This window comes from uncultured Psychroserpens sp., assembly GCF_947492715.1.
Lineage (GTDB): Bacteria > Bacteroidota > Bacteroidia > Flavobacteriales > Flavobacteriaceae > Psychroserpens.
The window spans coordinates 81,532-99,339 of record NZ_CANLNS010000006.1 but is presented as its reverse complement, the minus strand read 5'-3'; the positions used below and the strand labels follow the sequence as shown (position 1 = coordinate 99,339).

Genomic DNA, 17,808 nt, shown 5'->3' with positions numbered 1-17,808 from the left:
TTCAGAAGTAAGTGTGAACAAGCAATTACTGATACCAATTGTTGTATGTCCTATTTACTTGACCCAACCATCGATTAGTGAATTAAACATCCCCTGAATTTGCTTCATAGCTTCTTTGCGTTCACTATCGTTTGTTGCATTGTGGCTAGACACAAGGGCAACTGCATCCGCTAGAACAGAACCCCAAGCTCTTGGGTCAGGTGTTTCTTTTATAGGTTCGGCAAAGATTTCGGGTGCTCCTTGATTCATCCAAATTCGTAAACATTCATATGTATTCGGATTAGATTTTATTTCAGACCTAACTTTGATTTCATTCCCATGTGACGAAAAAATTCCCATAATATTATATTTTATATTAAATTATTAATTCTATTCAAATCTGTTATTATTTATCAGTTATATAGCATACGACATGTTCGTGTATGGTTTGCTTCACTAGTTCGCTTGGCTCGTGTCCGAGTACACACAGAAAAAGCGATTAACTATACACGCTGTTTATTGAGTTGGATTTATTTTTTTTCCGTTTTTATTCAGATAGTAAACTCCTCCAATGAAGTGAGGCCCTCCATAGAATTCGATTAATTCTCCTTGGAAACCCATATAGCAATGCATTTCGATTTCAATTAGAACCTTTCCATTTTCGTCAATCAAGGCATTAAAGAAATAATCTCCTGCAACTTCAAATTGTACTTGATTTACTCTCACTGCACATACTCCGTTCTTAAATTTATCAACTTTATAAAATTTGGGTTCAATTATTACTCTGCCATTATCGCCTTTAAAACCTAATAATCCATTTTTTTGAAAAGGAACAAATGTATCAGATGTAAATCCGACCTTAGCTTTTGTTTCAGAACTGTAATTGTTTGCACTTCGGAAGTTTTTTTTATCTGAACTTGTTATTTGTCCCAAGGTGTTTATAAAAATCCATTTGTAATTTTTGTTATTAATTTCTTTGGAAACTTTGCAAATACCTCCATCGAAATCGTTTACAAATAAGTATTCTGCTTTTATTTGAATTTTTCCATGTTTGTCCATAAATCCATATTTACCATTTTCAGACCGAAACTTATAAAGTCCATTTCCTTGTCCAAAAGAAAGACATGAAACTAAAATTAGAAATAAAATTATTGTAGTTCTCAATGTTTTTATAGGTGTGTTAAAGTGTTCGTATATGGTTTGGTTAGTATGAACTAAGTTAGCAAAAGAAAACGAACCATTAGGGAAATCCGCAGGATTTTCCGAGTACAAGCTGGGCGAATAATTAGTTATACACGTTGTTGTGGTGGTGTTTTTTTACTGTTTAATGATTCAATGTCAAGTTTATAATTGCTAAGAACCATATTTAACTCTCTTTTTTCGGATTCGAGTTTTTTTAATGCCTTTCTATGTTTATATAAAGACCACAATCCCATTGATATTATACCACTTCCAACAAAATAAAAAAAAAGAACAACTTCTAAATGTTTCCAAATGGAATATGGATGATCTTTTTTTAAAGCTTTTTCTAGTATAGGATAACTTCCAACAATTATAATTAAACCCAAAAGGCTTGCCAGAATAAATGTCAAATAAGCAAATGCTTTTCTTTTTTTTACATTTTCAATTTGATTTGATAATTCTGGTAGATACTCTTTAAATGAATTACTGAATTTAATATCGGAACAAGAAATCTTGAAATCAGGTTTTTTATTAGTCAAACCGCAAGTCAATCCCTTTTTTAGACTTCTTTTGGGATGTTCACATAAATCACAATGTTTGGCTTGAATCATTTTATTCCATTGATTGATTCTTAAGAACAAATTCATCAAACATCTTCTGTTCTTCCTTATGTTCGGTAGACATTTCCGATAATTCTAAATCACTCATTCCTCTTGGTGAATAGAAAAACGTTTTCCAAATAGGTTTATGTTTAATAAATATATTTTTCCGCCCAAATTCATCATGAGTATAAACTCCAATCCAAAACTTAGCAGAAATTAAAATTCCTATGGTTATAGTTATTTGTACTATTTTTCTTTTCAATTTATGAGGTTTGTTAAAATGTACCACAACGTGTTCGTATATGGTTTGGTTAGTATGAACTAAGTTAGCAAAAGAAAACGAACCATTAGGGAAATCCGCAGGATTTTCCGAGTACAGGCAGAACTAGTAATGAATTATACACGGTGTTGTGGCTAGTTATATCTTACTTTTTTTGTTTTGAAATGCAAATCCTATCTCATTTCTATTTCAAAAATATTCTATTTAGTTTATTAGTTATATAGATAGTTAATCTTCAGAAAATAAAGCTTAATTTTAAAACTATTGTCAAGTAGGTTGAAATGTTATGAAATTATATATAAAATACATGGTCAGCTTACGATGTAAACTCATGGTGAAATATGAGCTAGAAAAACTAGGGTTGCATTATACAAGTATTGAACTTGGTATGATTGAAATAAAAGAGAATATTACTAATGGACTAAAACAAGAACTGAAATCAAATTTGGCTCTATCTGGTCTGGAATTATTAGACGATAAAAAGAGTATACTCATAGATAAGATTAAAAATGTTATAATTGAAATGATACACTATTCTGATGAAGTTCCAAAAACTAATTATTCAGACATTATTAGTAAAAAATTGAATTATGATTATACTTATTTGTCTAATATTTTTTCCGAGGTCAAAGGCATTACAATACAGCATTTTATTATCAAGCATAAAATTGAAAAAGCCAAAGAGCTCATACTCTATGACGAGTTAAACCTTACAGAAATAGCCTATAGACTTAATTATAGTAGTGTAGCCCATTTATCTAATCAATTCAAAAAAGTAACAGGACAATCCCCTTCATTTTATAAGAAAATAGGTAAAAAAAGAAAGTATAATTTAGAGAATCTGTGATTTATGTAAGTTAGAGTTATTGCTATGTAACTGAAACTATAATAAATCAATCAAATTTGCATTGCTATTAATCAATTAGGGTAAGTCCAAATGAAATATCTCATTTGGCATGTGAAAGCAGACTTACTAGTCTGCTTTTTTATTTTTTATAATACAACTGTATCTGTGATATATGTAACTCATTTAGTTTTTTTTACAATACTATAAATAACATTTACATTAACTTAAATGACAATCAATTAAATACTTAAAACAATGTCAAAAGAAAAAGAAGGTAAGAAAAAAAACAGTAAAACTCCTGCTGCCAAAACAGCTAAAGAAAAAAAAGCTGCTAAAATTTTAAAACGAAATGCAAAAAAGTATTCAGAATAGAGAAAAGGGAAACATTAGAACATTTGAAGGATGAAAAATAGTGAGTTTGAAGAATCTATTAAATTTAATTTACTGGACTTACTAAATTATAGTACGAATACTATTGGAGTAAAAAATATAGTTGTTGAAAACACATGTGTCATACAAGTCTTTGCTTTTGATTTTGGAAAAGTCCAGTTATATGAAAAGTCCCCTTTTTCTCGATTCATTTATATTATTGAAGGAAAAGCTGAAGTAGTTATCAACAACAATTCATCCTTTATGCAAACTGGAGATTCAGTTCTTATTCCTAGGGCTGTTGGCAGTTCAATTGAAGCCAACCTACCATTCAAGATGATATGTACTACAATAAAAAATGGTTAGATAATTTTGTTCTATCATTAAAGAAATAATCATAAAAAAATCATGGAAAATAGATTTAAAGCTGGCGATTTTGTGTTCGCCAAAGTTAGGCCTTCAGTGCCACTCATTGTTAGAGTATATGCTAGGAAAATATACTATTGTAATATTCAGGCAGACCCTACTGCAAAAGAGCTTGTCTATTTTGAAAGAGAACTAATGCCATATATTGACGATCAATTAAAAACTAATAATTTAAAAATGAATAACTATGAAAAGTAATGCATTAGTTTATTGTGAAAATGAATTTGGAAATACAGATGGAAAAGTTGCAAATGGTTTAGTTCGTCAGTCGGAAACCTATACAATTGTTGGAATTATTGATAGTACAAAAGTTGGTTTGGATGCAGGCGAATATCTCGACGGTGTAAAAAATGGGATTCCTATTTTCAATAACTTGGAAAGTGCTTTAAAAGAATTGAAAAATATTCCTCAATATTTTATTTATGGTATAGCGCCTCTCACTTCTTTTTTGAGTAACCAACAAAAAGAAATAATTTTTACTGCCATCAAATACGGAATGAATATTGTTAATGGTATGCCAGAATTTTTAAATGATAATGTTCAATTCAGAGATATTGCCAACAAATATGGAGTTACTATTCAGGATGTGAGAAAACCTCCAAAACGAGAAAACCTCCATAATTTTACAGGAGGTATAAAGAATGTAAAGATTCCTATAATTGCAGTAATGGGAACTGACTGTGCGGTAGGAAAACGAACGACTGCTTTACTTTTGGTAAACGCTTTGAGAGAAAGGGATTTTAATACTGTGTTTGTAACCACAGGGCAAACTGGTATACTCCAAGGGTCAAAATATGGTGTTGCTATAGATGTTTTAACTTCTGGTTTTGCTTCGGGAGAAGTTGAAAATGCTATCTTAAATGCTTGTAAGAAAGAACAACCAGATATTATAGTTGTTGAAGGTCAAGGTGCTTTAAGCCATCCTGCTTTTACTTCTTCAAGTGCAATTTTACGTGGCGCAATGCCAGATGCAATTATTCTTCAACATCCACCAATGCGAGAAAATTATTGCGATTATCCTAATATCCCAATGTTGTCACTAGAGGATGAGATAGAGATGATAGAAATATTTTCTAAATCAAAGGTAATTGCTATTACTATTAATCATGAAGATATGACTGATCAAGAAATTGATAATACTATTATAGATTATCAAATAGATTATAACCTACCTACTACAGATGTCTTGAAGCATGGATGTGATAAACTGATAAAGGAACTATTAAAAACATTTCCGAAATTAAAGAGAGAGCCCGTATTACTTTGAAAATCCCTAGGATAGATATTGATATTGGAAAAATCGCCCATAACATTCAACAATTAAAAAAGCTATATGGCTCCAAAGGAATTCAAATTACTGGTGTTACAAAGGTCATTGGTGGCAATCCACTAATCGCTTCAATTTTAGTAAAAAAAGACATAAAGATTCTTGCAGATTCTAGAATTGAAAATATTGTGAAAATGCGAAAAGCTGGTGTTCAAGCAAAGTATTTGTTATTGAGAACACCTGCTTTAAGCCAAGTAGAAGAAGTTGTTATTTACACCGATATAAGCTTAAATTCTGAACTCATCGTCCTAAAAGAGCTATCAAAATATGCTATAAGGAATCAAATTATACATAAAGTGATTCTTATGGTGGAGCTGGGAGATTTACGAGAAGGAATTATGCCTTTAGAAATAAATAACACTGTAAAAGAGGTACTACTATTAAAAGGGCTTTCCTTAATAGGGATAGGTTCAAATCTTGCTTGTTTTGGAGGAATAGGGCCTGATGCCAGCAAAATGAGTAAGCTATCATCAATAGCGACACATTTAGAAAAAACTTTTAAAATTAAATTAGCAATTATTTCTGGCGGAAATTCTGCAAACTATCATTGGTTCAAATCTTCAAAAAATGTGGGTAGAATAAATAATTTACGATTAGGAGAGTCTATCTTTTTAGGAAGGGAAGCACTTTGCAGAAAGCCAATACCTAGACTCTTTACAGACATTTTTACATTAGTGGTTGAAGTAATTGAATCAAAAATAAAACCTTCCAAACCTTATGGCAAAGTATCTCAAAATGCCAATGGAAAAATTAAAAAATTCAAAGAAAAAGGTTTAATGGATAGAGCTATTCTAGCTATAGGAGGACAAGATGTTGATGTTTCAGGAATTACTCCAAGGCAAAACATTGATATTTTGGGTGCAAGTAGTGACCACATTGTGATAGATAACACCAAGTCAAATTTAAAAGTAGGAGATACTGTAGAGTTTGACTTGAACTATAGTGCTTTATTAAGAGTATTAAATTCACCGTATATAACTAAAAATACAATCAATTTTAATGAATGTAAAGCGTACTGCAAAGCAGTTGAAGCAAAAGATAGTAGGAACAAACTTTTAACTCCTTCAATTAGAATTTCAGAAAATAACTCGCCATTAATAAGTTTAATTAATACAGATTTTAATTTAATTTTTGAGCCTTCTATTTCTGTAGATTATATGTACCTCGTTAGAGAAGACATTCTTGGGAAAATAGGGAGAATTAGTGAAAAGTTAAATGCCCAAAATAAGAGGTTGATTATTCGATCAGCATGGAGATCTTCAGAGCATCAACAACTTTTATGGGATACTAAATTTGAATTTTTTCAAAAAGAGTATCCAGAAAAATCCTTCTCCGGAGTTAAAAAAATTGTTAGTTATTTTATTGCTTTTCCTACAAAGTCAATGCATGCTACTGGAGGTGCAGTAGATGCATTAATTTATGATGATGCTAAAAAATGTGTAATGGATTTTGGCACGAACAAAGGATATGATATAAATCTTTCTAAAAAGTGTTATCCTTACTATCCCAAAATTAGTGAAGAAGCTAAAGAAAATAGAGCACTATTAATAGGTTTGTTTCAAAGTGAAGGTTTTGTATGTGATCTAAAAGAATATTGGCATTTTGATTATGGAAATGCTATTTGGGCAATCGAAAAAGAAAAGGAATTTGCTATTTATGGGTCAATCTCTAAATTGGATATGTCAATTAACATAAAAAATTAAGCAGTCCTTACTAATCAAAACTAGGTTGCTAAAACACTATTCTATAGATTTGAACTGAAATAAATACTTATTGAAATAACCCTATTTGAACTTAAAGTAGGTTCTAAAAAACATTAAAAGTCTCAAAACGTCACCTTGTTTTCTATCATTTTTTATTAGCCACAACTGGTTGCATACGAATAAAATGTCCTGATTTCGGTGAGATTTCACCCAAAAACAGAAATTATATCGCGGTTTTTATTACCATTAAAGCTATTAAATTATACAATACCATTTATACGTAGAATTACGTATATTTTAGAATAAATTATTCAGCTACAAAACCATCCCAACGCTTCATATAGGTCACAAAATCTGGACCTAAGCCTTGGGCTTTCAGGTAGGTTTCAGAGACAGGTAAGCCTGTAGGCTTGAAGTCTGGGTTTTTAAGCACTTGCTTTGGGAAGTCGTAATGCAAAATGGCAGAGCGTCCTATAGACACAAAATCAACACCAGCGTCTAATACCTTTTGTACATCGGCTCCTGTTCTAATCTTGCCTGCAACTGTCCATTTCACAGTCTTGAAATCGAGTGCACTAAAATGCTCGAGTAAAGAGCGGTTTTGGTGCTCGCTGTCTTCGGGTTGCTTAAACACATCCCAGAGAGAGATGTCTAAAAAATCGATGTGGTGATGGTCTATCAATTGCTGCGTAACGGTTGTAATCTCTTGGAGTTGCATCCCAAAACGTTCAGGAGAGAGACGTACACCAAGCAAAAATGTTGGTCCGCAAGCAGTTCTAATACCATCAACAATTTCAAAAAGGAGACGCGAACGATTGCTGAGACTTCCGCCATAATCATCATTGCGCAGGTTGATCTTAGAGCTTAAAAATTGGGTCAGGATATAGCCGTGAGCGCCATGCACTTCCACACCATCGTAACCCGCTTTTTGGGAACGTATGGCAGCCGCAATAAAATCGTCACGCAATTGGTGGACTTCTTCTAAACTTAACGCACGCGCATTGTATTTGTCGTGTTCTGAAGGGCAAACAGCTTTCTCATTAATCACCTCAAAAGGGGAGCGCATTCCAGCATGATGCAACTGAATAACCGCCAGACTTCCATGAGCTTTAATACCATTGGCAAGTCGTGTATGGCCTTCGATATGATCATCAGAAAAAATGCCTAGCTGTCCAGGAAATCCTTTGCCTATAGCCTGTACATGAGAGGCACAAGTCATGGTTAATCCAAAACCACCTTTAGCACGCATTGTAAGCCAATCGTATTCGTCATTAGAGAGCGAACCATCCTCATGGCTCTGAGTGTTAGTCATTGGCGCTAACATAAACCGGTTGGGCATTTGAGCACCACAGGTAAATTGTAATGGAGAATCTGGTTGCTGTGTCATGGCTTATTTTTTACTAAACCAATCAGCCAGAGCATCGAGCTTATCACTGTTATTATCTACCCAATTTTCATAATTCTCATTGGCAGATTGTGTTATGTAGTTACAATAGGCTTCCATATGATCGCTTTTTGCTAAATCATAAAAAAGCGGCACATACACATCCCAGTAGATGCCTTTCTTTTTCTTTTTATCTTGAAGTTCACCTAGAATGGTAAAGAAAGAATCGGTGTTTTCAACAAACATCTCGTCATCAGATTTCCCTTCATTTTCTTCGTATGATTTGGACGCTTCTAGCAAACCAAGCATCATTTCGGCTGCACCAAATTCGTTGTCTTTAGAGGGTAGCGACAAGTTAATTGTTACGCTTTTAGGATCGTCTTCGTCTTTGGTAACATTGGCGCTCATCATGGTTTTAATGAGTTTTACAGCACGAGGAGAACGACTGCTTGTTGGTTCTAGTAATAAAAAATAATGAAGGTTTAGCAGACTTTGCACTTTATAGTCTTTATCAAAGTTGAGATAGCCCAATAATAAATGGCTACTCGCATGATCGGCTTTTTGCGCTATACCAAGTGTCACATACTTTTCGGCATCTTCAAACTCTTTTAATTTGTAATAATTAAGTGCCAGATTATAATAGAGTAGGACATCAGGAAATTTACGAATCCCTTTTTTAAAGAGCTTTATAGATTCTTTTGTCTTTCCTAAATTATCCAAGCATGATCCCTTTGTGATATAGGCTTCCTTTACATACTTGTCGTCATTTTTAATCACGACATCAGCATGTTTTATGGCATCTTTAAACTCCTTTTTATAGAAGTAGCTTAGTGATAATTCGTAATGAATTAATGAAGATTTAGGCTCAATTTCTAGGGCCTTTTTATATTCGGCAATAGCACTGGCATAATCCCCATTATCATGGAATGCTATTCCTTTTTCAATAAAGTCGACAACCTCAGGAGATTGCGCAAGAGATAAATTAAAGCTAAGTACTAGAAGTAAAGCGGTTACGAATTTCATATTTAGACATTTAAGGTTATCCTAAATATCCAAAAACTATAACGAGTAACAAAACAAAATTTGAGAAACCCTTAATTATTCGATAACAACCGTTTTTACAAAACGCTTATTATTAATTTTGAACACGGCTAAATATTGCGCAGAGGCAATACTATCTATAGCGATAGTTTGCGTTTGCTTTGTAAGTCGTTTTTCGTAAACATCTTTACCAAGCATATCTACGAGTTTAAAATCTATGGCGCGTTGCACAGGGTTTTTAAATTCGATTTTAAAATAATTTTTAGAAGGATTAGGAGAGATGCTTACCTGATTGTTAAAGTTGTCTTGCTCTTCGAGGCTTAACGATTCGAAAGCTAAAGCAAATTCCATAGCAGCACCTAAAGAACCTTTAGTGACTTCAAAGGCGTAGTTGACATCCATATTGGCTAAATTATCATTAGCCGTATGGTTTACTGGAGATATATTCTTTTCGTAGATACCAGTAATAATTTCACCATTGTTTTCAAAAGGAATATAATCTGAAGCAAAGGCATTAGAAATTTCAGTTTCTAGATTAGAATATAGTTCCATACAAGTGGCTAAGCTATTTGTCGCTGCATTTGAAGCGGCGTTGTTTGATGTTGGATTAGACTCATCGCGTTCGCAAACAATAGTATCATTTATTAAGCCATTAACACCGCCAACTTCATCAATATTAAATACCAATTTGATATCCAGATTCTCAGGAATTACAGTATTGTTTACATAATAATTGCTGCCAATTAAACCATCTTCTTCACCAGAGAAATGAATAAATTTAATAGAGTATTCTGTGTCGATATCTTTTAAAAGTCGCGCGAGTTCTAAAAGCAATACAGTTCCTGTTCCGTTATCATTTGTACCAGGCCCATTAATGGTATCGTAATGTGCGTCAATAATTAAAAACGTATTTGGGTATACAGTTCCCGTTTTAGTAACAATAATATTATTACTCGTTCCGGCAGCGTAAGTAAAAGGCTGTAATTCAACATTGGTATAACCATAACTTTGGTAGCGTGCTGTGATCCAATTTTGAGTATTTGTTAATGCAGTAGAACCAACGGTTTTAATGCCGAAATTTTCGAAGGCTGTTAGGTCGTTCAGAATGTTTGTTTCTGAAACATCTGCAACAACATCGGCATAAAATTGATTAAACGTTTGCCCATTGGTAAGGTTAACGAAGCAGGCTAGGCATAAAGTTAGGGCTAATTTTTTCATAATAGTTTGGGGTTTATTCGGGGTTATTTTCGGTATAAAAAGTAATTATTTACAAGGTCAATATAAATACGTTTGGCTTCATCTTCACTAACATCTTTCACCTGAAACAGTGCATTGGTTTTAAAAGCATTAATGATGGGTTTACTACTACTTGGTCTGCCATAATCGTTACTTGCTTTTTTATAATAGGCATAAAGGCGTAATAAAAAATCGGCAGGAAAAGGCTCGGTATGCGCATTGATACGTTCCACTGCTTCGTTAAACGCTATGTCTAATTCTTCTGAAGTCATACTTTTTCGGCAATAATACTTTCGCCTCCTTTTACCTTTTGATTTAGTTCAACTTTTATATCGGCATCTAAGGGTAAATATAAATCTACACGTGATCCAAATTTAATAAATCCAGAATCAGATCCCTGAACAGCACTATCTTCTACCTTAGCATAATTTACGATACGCTTTGCTAGAGCTCCAGCAATTTGTCTGTAGAGTACTTTTCCAAAGTTATCATTTTCAACAACAACAGTGGTACGTTCATTTTCTTCACTAGCTTTAGGATGCCAAGCCACAAGATACTTTCCAGGATGATATTTGCTGTACGTCACATTTCCGCTAATAGGATAACGTGTTACATGAACATTTAAAGGTGACATAAATACAGATACCTGAATACGCTTGTCATTAAAAACTTCCTTTTCAAAAACTTCTTCGATAACCACAACTTTACCATCTACAGGAGATACAGCTGTATGGTTTTCTAATTTAGTATGACGTTTTGGGTTTCTAAAAAACTGTAAGATAAGCACCAATAATACTAAGAGCGTTATCATTAGTAATAGTCGTAACCATGAGATATCAATAAATTTATCAATGGCTAAAGCCGAAATGATTACAATTACAAGTGTAATGAATATGATTTTATAACCTTCTTTATGAAACATAAGTGACGAGTCTTAAAAATAAAAATATAAATGGTGCCGCAAAAATAATACTATCCAAACGATCTAATAATCCACCATGACCTGGCATGATGACACCGCTGTCTTTTACGTTTGCTTGGCGTTTAAACTTAGATTCTATTAAATCTCCAAGCGTTCCAAAAACACTTATAATAATACTCAATATAAGCCAATTGGTAAAGCCTAGAGTCTCTGTAAAGTTAGCAATAAAATAGCTAGCAATACATGAAAAAAAGAGTCCGCCTAAAAAGCCTTCAACTGTTTTTTTAGGAGAGATTCTAGGAAATAGTTTTTGTTTTCCAAAGTTTTTCCCAACCAGATACGCAAAAGTATCATTAACCCAAACAAGTATAAATGAGCCAAGTAGAAGTAAAGGCGTAAAGGTTTGGTTGAAATTAGCAACGCATAATAAAAACACAAAACCACTTGATAAATAAAATGTTGTTATGATAAAACGTTTTGAGCTAAATAGCGGAATTGTTTTTTCTGAAAATAGATCTTTTATTAAGATGAGTTGTACAAATATGGTTATGACCAATAAAATTTGTGCAGCTTCGTCTATGCCTCTAGCGGAGTCTACAATAACTTTCCAGTAGGCAAAACCTAAGTATAGAATTGTAAATACGATATACGGAAAGAAACTCTTGAGTTGAATGAGTTTTTTAAACTCGGCCATACTGATAAGTCCAAATACAAAAAAGAGTGCGATTACGGCATTTTGCCAATATAATGAACCAATAAGAAGCGACACATATAGTAGTCCTGAGATCGCTCTTGTACCAATTTCTTTCATTTATAAGTCTTCTAAGAGCAGCAAATATAAGTTTTTTGAGCTGCTTCCGTAAGTCAAAAAGTCTTTATCTTCGACTGTTTTAAAATGTTTTATTGTGGTAATGTTTGTTGGGATCTTCTCTCTATTCTTACCTTTAATTCCTCGTAAACCTTCTCCGATATTTTGAACAAACTGACTTGTTGTAGCATAAATCACAAAGTTGTCTGGAAGTTCTTTTAATTTCTTTTCTGCAATTTGATTTGAAGATATTAAAAGCGAGCCATCATCAGAAATAAGGTATTCGCAGGTTGAAAAAAAGAAGGTGCTTTCTGAAATACGTTTGGTCATATTAAAGTCGAAATCTTTAAATAAATCATTTAAGCGCTCATCAAATAACAGTACTTTATCATCTTCCCAACTATTTTCTATTAAAATCGAATTTAGGCTGTCTTGAACCTCCTGCATATTTTCACAATACAAGAATTTCCCTCCATTAGCTTTGAAGTTTATCGTGAATTGTTCATCAACGGGCAGCTTTATTTCGGGCATGTATTTGCCTCTCTCTTCGCTTTTTATGTTGTCTTCTGGTGTGTTTTTTAAACCGAAGATTTTACGAAATAGACTCATGTATAGGGATTGCTATTAACCTAATAGAATTAATGTAAGTATCAAATATAAAAAAACTTAAATTAATGTGAGTCAATTTAAGTTTTTTATAAGATTATTTAAGGATAAAAGCAGATTATTCTTCTTCAGAATTTGCTTCTAATTTTCGCTCTGCGATTTCTTTGTGAAATGGACGCTTTCCAAATATTTTTTCGAGGTTATCTTTAAAAATAACTTCTTTCTCAAGTAATACCTCGGCAAGCTCTGTAAGTTTGTCTTTATGTTGTTCTAACAACTTAATAGCACGTTGGTATTGCTCTTCAACAATATCGGAAATTTCTTTATCAATTAACTCAGCTGTCTCCTCACTATAAGGCTTTGTGAAGCCTGATTCTTGCCCTGAAGAATCGTAATATGTTAAGTTTCCAATCTTGTCGCTAAGACCATAAACAGTTACCATTGCTCTAGCTTGTTTCGTTACCTTTTCAAGATCACTTAAAGCTCCAGTTGAGATTTCGTCAAAAATCACTTTTTCGGCGGCTCTACCACCAAGAGCGGCACACATTTCGTCTAGCATTTGCTTTGGTCTTACAATAAGACGCTCTTCTGGTAAATACCAAGCAGCACCTAAAGATTGACCACGCGGAACGATAGTCACTTTAACTAAAGGAGCAGCATGCTCTAGCATCCAACTAACTGTTGCATGACCAGCTTCATGAAAGGCAATTGCCTTTTTCTCTTCTTTAGTAACGATTTTATTTTTCTTTTCTAGACCACCAACAATTCTATCTACGGCATCTAAAAAGTCTTGTTTATCTACAGCTTTCTTTCCTTTACGTGCAGCGATTAATGCCGCTTCATTACAAACATTGGCAATATCGGCACCAGAAAAACCAGGTGTTTGCTTCGCAAGAAAATCGATATCTAATTTTTCGGCTTGTTTAAGCGGTCTTAAATGAACTTCAAAAATTTCTTTACGCTCTCTTACATCAGGAAGATCCACAAAAATTTGTCTATCAAATCGTCCAGCACGCATTAAGGCTTTATCTAAGACATCGGCTCTATTGGTTGCAGCGAGTACAATAACGTTTGTATTTGTACCGAAACCATCCATCTCTGTAAGCAACTGGTTTAAGGTGTTTTCTCGTTCGTCATTAGAACCTGAGAAATTACTCTTTCCACGAGCTCTACCAATCGCATCAATCTCGTCAATAAAGATAATTGCAGGCGATTTTTCTTTTGCTTGCTTAAATAAATCTCTTACACGAGATGCACCTACACCAACAAACATTTCTACGAAATCAGAACCAGATAATGAGAAGAAAGGTACTTTGGCTTCACCAGCCACAGCCTTTGCTAATAAGGTTTTTCCAGTTCCGGGTTGCCCTACTAGTAATGCGCCTTTTGGAATTTTACCACCAAGCGATGTATACTTCTCAGGATTCTTCAAGAAATCAACAATTTCTTGTACTTCTTCTTTGGCACCTTCTAAACCGGCAACATCTTTAAATGATGTTTTTACATCTGTTTTTTCATCGAAGAGTTTAGCTTTCGATTTTCCAATATTAAAAATTTGACCACCAGCACCTCCTCCAGAGCCACCAGACATACGTCTCATGATAAAAATCCAAACACCTATAATTAGGATAAATGGAAGAAGGGAGAATAAGAGATTACCAAATGTGTTTTCTTCAGTATCATATTTAACATCAACTTTGACCTGACTTTCATCAATGATTTTTTCAATATCGTCTTCAAAGTTTTGTAAATCACCAAATTCAAAGGTGTAATTAGGTTGCTTTGAAATAGAAAGCGCAATATTACTAGGTTTAGCCTTTTTATGTAGCTCCTTATCTAATGCTTCTTTCGTTAAATAAACTTTAGCAGTGTGGGTGTTTCTAATGATCATAATCTCAGAAACATCACCATCTTTTAAAAATGTTTTGAACTTATCAGGAGTAATTGTGTTTGCCTGAGAGCCACCAAAACCTCCAGAAAAAAGCTGTATTGCTAAAATACCAGCAATGACGAATCCGTAAATCCAGTAAGGGCTAAACTTTGGTTTTTTATTTAAATTTTTGTTGTCTTTTGCCATCTATAGTTGCCACAATTGTGGTGTTTTTATTTTAATATTCCTTAGTAACTTGTTTCTATTTGGGTTGTTTTTGCGTCTCCCCAAAGGCTCTCGATATCATAATACTCGCGAATGTGCTTTTGAAAAACATGAACAACAACATTAACATAATCCATTAAAACCCATTCTGCATTATCACTTCCTTCTATGTGCCAAGGATTATCTTTATGTTCTTTACTTACTTTTTTCTGTATGGAGTTTACAATAGCGTTTACTTGGGTATTAGAAGTACCTTCACAAATTATAAAATAGTCACATACTGTGTTTTCTATCTCTCTTAAATCTAAAATTGTAATTTCTTTTCCTTTTACATCTTCAATGCCAGCGATAACCGTACTTATTAGTTGATCTGGATTCGTATTTTTTTTCGCCATTAAATTGATTTAATTTTGTACAAAGTTATTATTTTTTTACTTCTTATAAACTGTTATTCATCATAAGAAAAATATAATTTTTTTTAACTCATTACTATGCGTATAATCAAACTTAGTGCCATCGACTCTACCAATACTTTTTTAAGACAGTTAAGTACTAGTGAAGTTCTTGAAGATTATACCATAATTGTTGCCGAATCTCAAACTAAAGGACGTGGTCAAATGGGAACAACTTGGAGCTCTCAACCTTCAAAAAACCTTATGGTTAGTGTGTTTGTAGATGTTTCCTTTTTATCTATTGAAGATAGTTTTTATATTAGTATGGCTACATCTTTGGCTATATCGAAGGCATTGAAAAGTTTTCAAATTAAAAATGTGAAAGTAAAATGGCCTAACGACATTTTGGCAGACCAAAAAAAGATTTCAGGTGTTTTAATTGAAAATGTCATAAAGAACAATCAGTTGCAAGCTACTATTATTGGTTTCGGACTCAATGTCAATCAACTTCATTTTGATGATTTACCAAATGCAACATCAATGCAAAAAGTATCGGGCAAGGCCTTTAATTTAGATGAAGTCTTAACTGCTGTAATTGGATATTTAAAGGACTATATGGAGGAATTAAAAAACCAACAACAAACCCAATTGAAATCTTTATATGAGGCGGCGTTGTTCAGAAAAAATAAACCTTCAACATTTCAAGATGCTGAAGGTTCTATGTTTTCAGGTTTTATATATGGTGTTTCAAATGCTGGTTACTTACGAATATTACTAGAAGATAATGTTCTAAAGGAATTTGATTTGAAAGCTGTAAAACTTTTATATTAAACTTGTGCTGGCATATTACTAGCTAGTGTTTCTATAAATTTGCTAATTGGGCCTTTAATCATCATACCCATCATAGCGTTAAATTCACCTTCGAAAACTAATTCTACTTCACTTTTTGAAGCATCAATTTCAGAAATGAGTCCGGTAAGCGAAAAATCTAATTTTCCACCAGCAGCTCCCAAAACAATTTTATTTGGAGCGATCGCTTCTTTTTTCTTCAACACAATTTCTGGCATTCCCTTAAGAGCGAATAAAAACTTATCATTTTCTAAAACTTCAAATTTACTAATGTTTTCAGGCATTAATTTTTCGAAATTTTTTACGTCAGACAAAAAATCAAAAGTTTCTTGAGCTGATTTATTGATAAGGGTTTTTGGTGATTCTAATTTCATGTGTTTTATATTATATGTTATAATTGGCTATAATCAAATAGTGTTCCATTCACTCGGGTTGTCATTCCAAAGTGCCAAAACTTCTTGTTCTTTACTATTAATATACATGGTTTCAAGAGCCTGTTCTAATAAGTTTTCATAGTTACTTAACGTATGTAATGCTACGTTCGCAGTTTCGAAATTCTTTCTAGAAATATCAAATCCATAAGAAAAGATAGCTACCATGCCTTTTACATTCACCTTCGCTTCTTCTAAGGCTTTTACAGCATTTAAACTACTTTTTCCTGTGCTTATCAGATCTTCCACAACAACAACATTTTGACCAGCCTCTACAAAACCTTCAATTTGATTTTGACGTCCATGAGATTTGGCTTCTGGTCTAACATATATAAAAGGAAGTCCTAGATATTCTGCCACTAGAATTCCAATGCCAATAGCACCAGTGGCAACACCAGCAATCACATCTACTTTTCCGTAGTGTACTTCGATATGTTTTGCCATAGTTTCTCGAATGTAATTTCTAATAGGCGGAAATGATAATACAATTCTATTGTCGCAATAGATTGGAGATTTCCATCCTGAAGCCCAAGTAAAGGGATCGTTGGGTTGAAGTTTTATGGCATTAATTTGCAATAAAACTTCGGCAGTTCGCTTAGCGGTTTCTTTATCAAAAATCATGTTGCAAAACTACACAATTTTGGTAATAATAGATTTTAAAATTTTAAATAAAATTAATAGAAAAAATAGGGCTTGTCTTTATAAAAATGATATTTTTACTTACTGAAAAACCTACAGACTTTATACATGTATCACGTTTTTGTCAATGATAAACCCATTGTGCTTACTACAAAGGTTGAGCAAGAAAATGGTTTTAAAAATTATTTATTATCAAAAGTTAATATTGGTAAGGTGATTAAGGAGCTTAATTCGACATCGTTGAAGGAAGTAAGACTTATTGGACGTAAAGAGAAAAATCTTTTAAAGAAATTTTTAAAGCTATTGCCTAATGTAATTGCAGGAGGAGGAAAGGTTTTTAATAACGAAGGTCATGTTTTGTTTATCTACCGAAATGATAAATGGGATCTCCCTAAAGGCAAGACTGAGGGAACAGAAACTATAGAAACTACTGCTATTAGAGAGGTTGAAGAAGAAACAGGAGTCAAAGATCTGCATATTACAAAAGCACTTCCTACAACCTACCATATTTTTAAACGAAATGGTAAACATAAGATTAAAATCACCTATTGGTTTGAAATGACTACTGCTTTTAATGGCACGTTGTACCCTCAAGAAAATGAAGGCATCACAAGGGTAGAGTGGTTATCACCCGATGAAAGTAAAAAAGCTTTAGAAAATAGTTATGCTAATATTAAAGCCTTAGTTTAA

Annotated in this window: 22 protein-coding genes; 7 read left to right on the top strand and 15 right to left on the bottom strand. The window is 33.1% G+C overall.

Annotated elements, in window-relative coordinates; translation table 11 throughout:
* Nucleotides 1–54: 54 nt before the first annotated feature.
* From Q0787_RS14695 to Q0787_RS14680, 4 genes are all read right to left on the bottom strand, one after another.
* Nucleotides 55–339 (bottom strand): DUF5076 domain-containing protein, encoded by a 285-nt coding sequence (locus tag Q0787_RS14695; RefSeq protein WP_298903597.1) that lies wholly within the window; start codon nt 337–339, stop codon nt 55–57.
* A gap of 156 nt (nt 340–495) precedes the next feature.
* Entirely contained in the window at nt 496–1,143 is a 648-nt protein-coding gene (locus tag Q0787_RS14690; RefSeq protein WP_298903596.1) for a WG repeat-containing protein, read from the bottom strand.
* A gap of 125 nt (nt 1,144–1,268) precedes the next feature.
* Nucleotides 1,269–1,772, bottom strand: a complete 504-nt coding sequence (locus Q0787_RS14685; protein ID WP_298903595.1) for a hypothetical protein — start codon at nt 1,770–1,772, stop codon at nt 1,269–1,271.
* A gap of 1 nt (nt 1,773) precedes the next feature.
* Nucleotides 1,774–2,025, bottom strand: a complete 252-nt coding sequence (locus Q0787_RS14680; protein WP_298903594.1) for a hypothetical protein — start codon at nt 2,023–2,025, stop codon at nt 1,774–1,776.
* Nucleotides 2,026–2,329: 304 nt separating this feature from the next.
* On the opposite strand from Q0787_RS14680, the gene Q0787_RS14675 reads away from it, so the two are divergent.
* The 5 genes from Q0787_RS14675 to Q0787_RS14655 all read left to right on the top strand — a co-directional run bounded on the left by Q0787_RS14675 (nt 2,330) and on the right by Q0787_RS14655 (nt 6,715).
* Nucleotides 2,330–2,890, top strand: coding sequence for an AraC family transcriptional regulator (locus Q0787_RS14675; RefSeq protein ID WP_298903593.1), 561 nt, complete (start codon nt 2,330–2,332; stop codon nt 2,888–2,890).
* A gap of 402 nt (nt 2,891–3,292) precedes the next feature.
* Nucleotides 3,293–3,625: a hypothetical protein gene (locus Q0787_RS14670; protein ID WP_298903592.1), complete on the top strand. Its 333-nt coding sequence runs from the start codon at nt 3,293–3,295 to the stop codon at nt 3,623–3,625.
* A gap of 42 nt (nt 3,626–3,667) precedes the next feature.
* A complete protein-coding gene (locus Q0787_RS14665) occupies nt 3,668–3,883 on the top strand; it encodes a hypothetical protein (RefSeq protein WP_298903591.1) in 216 nt (71 codons plus the stop codon).
* Nucleotides 3,873–4,952 (top strand): DUF1611 domain-containing protein, encoded by a 1,080-nt coding sequence (locus Q0787_RS14660; protein WP_298903590.1) that lies wholly within the window; start codon nt 3,873–3,875, stop codon nt 4,950–4,952. The genes Q0787_RS14665 and Q0787_RS14660 overlap by 11 nt, the downstream gene beginning before the upstream one ends.
* On the top strand, nt 4,949–6,715 hold the full coding sequence (locus Q0787_RS14655; RefSeq protein WP_298903589.1) for an alanine racemase: 1,767 nt from the start codon (nt 4,949–4,951) through the stop codon (nt 6,713–6,715). Before Q0787_RS14660 ends, Q0787_RS14655 begins: the two co-directional genes overlap by 4 nt.
* 307 nt (nt 6,716–7,022) lie before the next feature.
* On the opposite strand, the gene Q0787_RS14650 is transcribed toward Q0787_RS14655, so the two are convergent.
* The 9 genes from Q0787_RS14650 to rsfS form a co-directional block, all read right to left on the bottom strand.
* A complete protein-coding gene (locus Q0787_RS14650; RefSeq protein ID WP_298903588.1) occupies nt 7,023–8,102 on the bottom strand; it encodes an NADH:flavin oxidoreductase in 1,080 nt (359 codons plus the stop codon).
* A gap of 3 nt (nt 8,103–8,105) precedes the next feature.
* Nucleotides 8,106–9,122, bottom strand: coding sequence for a tetratricopeptide repeat protein (locus Q0787_RS14645; protein ID WP_298903587.1), 1,017 nt, complete (start codon nt 9,120–9,122; stop codon nt 8,106–8,108).
* A gap of 75 nt (nt 9,123–9,197) precedes the next feature.
* Nucleotides 9,198–10,358: a M20/M25/M40 family metallo-hydrolase gene (locus Q0787_RS14640; RefSeq protein ID WP_298903586.1), complete on the bottom strand. Its 1,161-nt coding sequence runs from the start codon at nt 10,356–10,358 to the stop codon at nt 9,198–9,200.
* A 23-nt stretch (nt 10,359–10,381) separates the two neighbouring features.
* A complete protein-coding gene (locus Q0787_RS14635) occupies nt 10,382–10,648 on the bottom strand; it encodes an acyl-CoA-binding protein (protein ID WP_298903585.1) in 267 nt (88 codons plus the stop codon).
* Nucleotides 10,645–11,298 carry a phosphatidylserine decarboxylase family protein gene (locus Q0787_RS14630; RefSeq protein WP_298903584.1) on the bottom strand — a complete coding sequence of 218 codons (654 nt, stop codon included), beginning with the start codon at nt 11,296–11,298 and terminating at the stop codon, nt 10,645–10,647. Before Q0787_RS14630 ends, Q0787_RS14635 begins: the two co-directional genes overlap by 4 nt.
* Complete coding sequence (locus Q0787_RS14625; RefSeq protein ID WP_298903583.1) at nt 11,288–12,109, bottom strand: phosphatidate cytidylyltransferase; 822 nt, start codon at nt 12,107–12,109, stop codon at nt 11,288–11,290. The genes Q0787_RS14630 and Q0787_RS14625 overlap by 11 nt, the downstream gene beginning before the upstream one ends.
* Nucleotides 12,110–12,715 (bottom strand): LUD domain-containing protein, encoded by a 606-nt coding sequence (locus Q0787_RS14620; protein WP_298903582.1) that lies wholly within the window; start codon nt 12,713–12,715, stop codon nt 12,110–12,112.
* A gap of 115 nt (nt 12,716–12,830) precedes the next feature.
* Nucleotides 12,831–14,789: an ATP-dependent zinc metalloprotease FtsH gene (ftsH, locus tag Q0787_RS14615; RefSeq protein WP_298903581.1), complete on the bottom strand. Its 1,959-nt coding sequence runs from the start codon at nt 14,787–14,789 to the stop codon at nt 12,831–12,833.
* Nucleotides 14,790–14,830: 41 nt separating this feature from the next.
* The gene (rsfS, locus tag Q0787_RS14610) at nt 14,831–15,202 is read right to left on the bottom strand and encodes a ribosome silencing factor (protein WP_298903580.1); all 372 of its coding nucleotides are present in this window, start codon (nt 15,200–15,202) and stop codon (nt 14,831–14,833) included.
* A 96-nt stretch (nt 15,203–15,298) separates the two neighbouring features.
* Here rsfS and Q0787_RS14605 point away from each other — a divergent pair, with 96 nt between their 5' ends.
* Nucleotides 15,299–16,030, top strand: coding sequence for a biotin--[acetyl-CoA-carboxylase] ligase (locus Q0787_RS14605; protein ID WP_298903579.1), 732 nt, complete (start codon nt 15,299–15,301; stop codon nt 16,028–16,030).
* Here Q0787_RS14605 and Q0787_RS14600 read toward each other — a convergent pair.
* Nucleotides 16,027–16,422, bottom strand: a complete 396-nt coding sequence (locus tag Q0787_RS14600; RefSeq protein ID WP_298903578.1) for an SRPBCC family protein — start codon at nt 16,420–16,422, stop codon at nt 16,027–16,029. The two genes, Q0787_RS14605 and Q0787_RS14600, sit on opposite strands and share 4 nt — an antisense overlap.
* 33 nt (nt 16,423–16,455) lie before the next feature.
* Nucleotides 16,456–17,100 (bottom strand): orotate phosphoribosyltransferase, encoded by a 645-nt coding sequence (pyrE, locus tag Q0787_RS14595; RefSeq protein ID WP_298903577.1) that lies wholly within the window; start codon nt 17,098–17,100, stop codon nt 16,456–16,458.
* A 126-nt stretch (nt 17,101–17,226) separates the two neighbouring features.
* Here pyrE and Q0787_RS14590 point away from each other — a divergent pair, with 126 nt between their 5' ends.
* Complete coding sequence (locus Q0787_RS14590) at nt 17,227–17,808, top strand: NUDIX domain-containing protein (RefSeq protein WP_298903576.1); 582 nt, start codon at nt 17,227–17,229, stop codon at nt 17,806–17,808.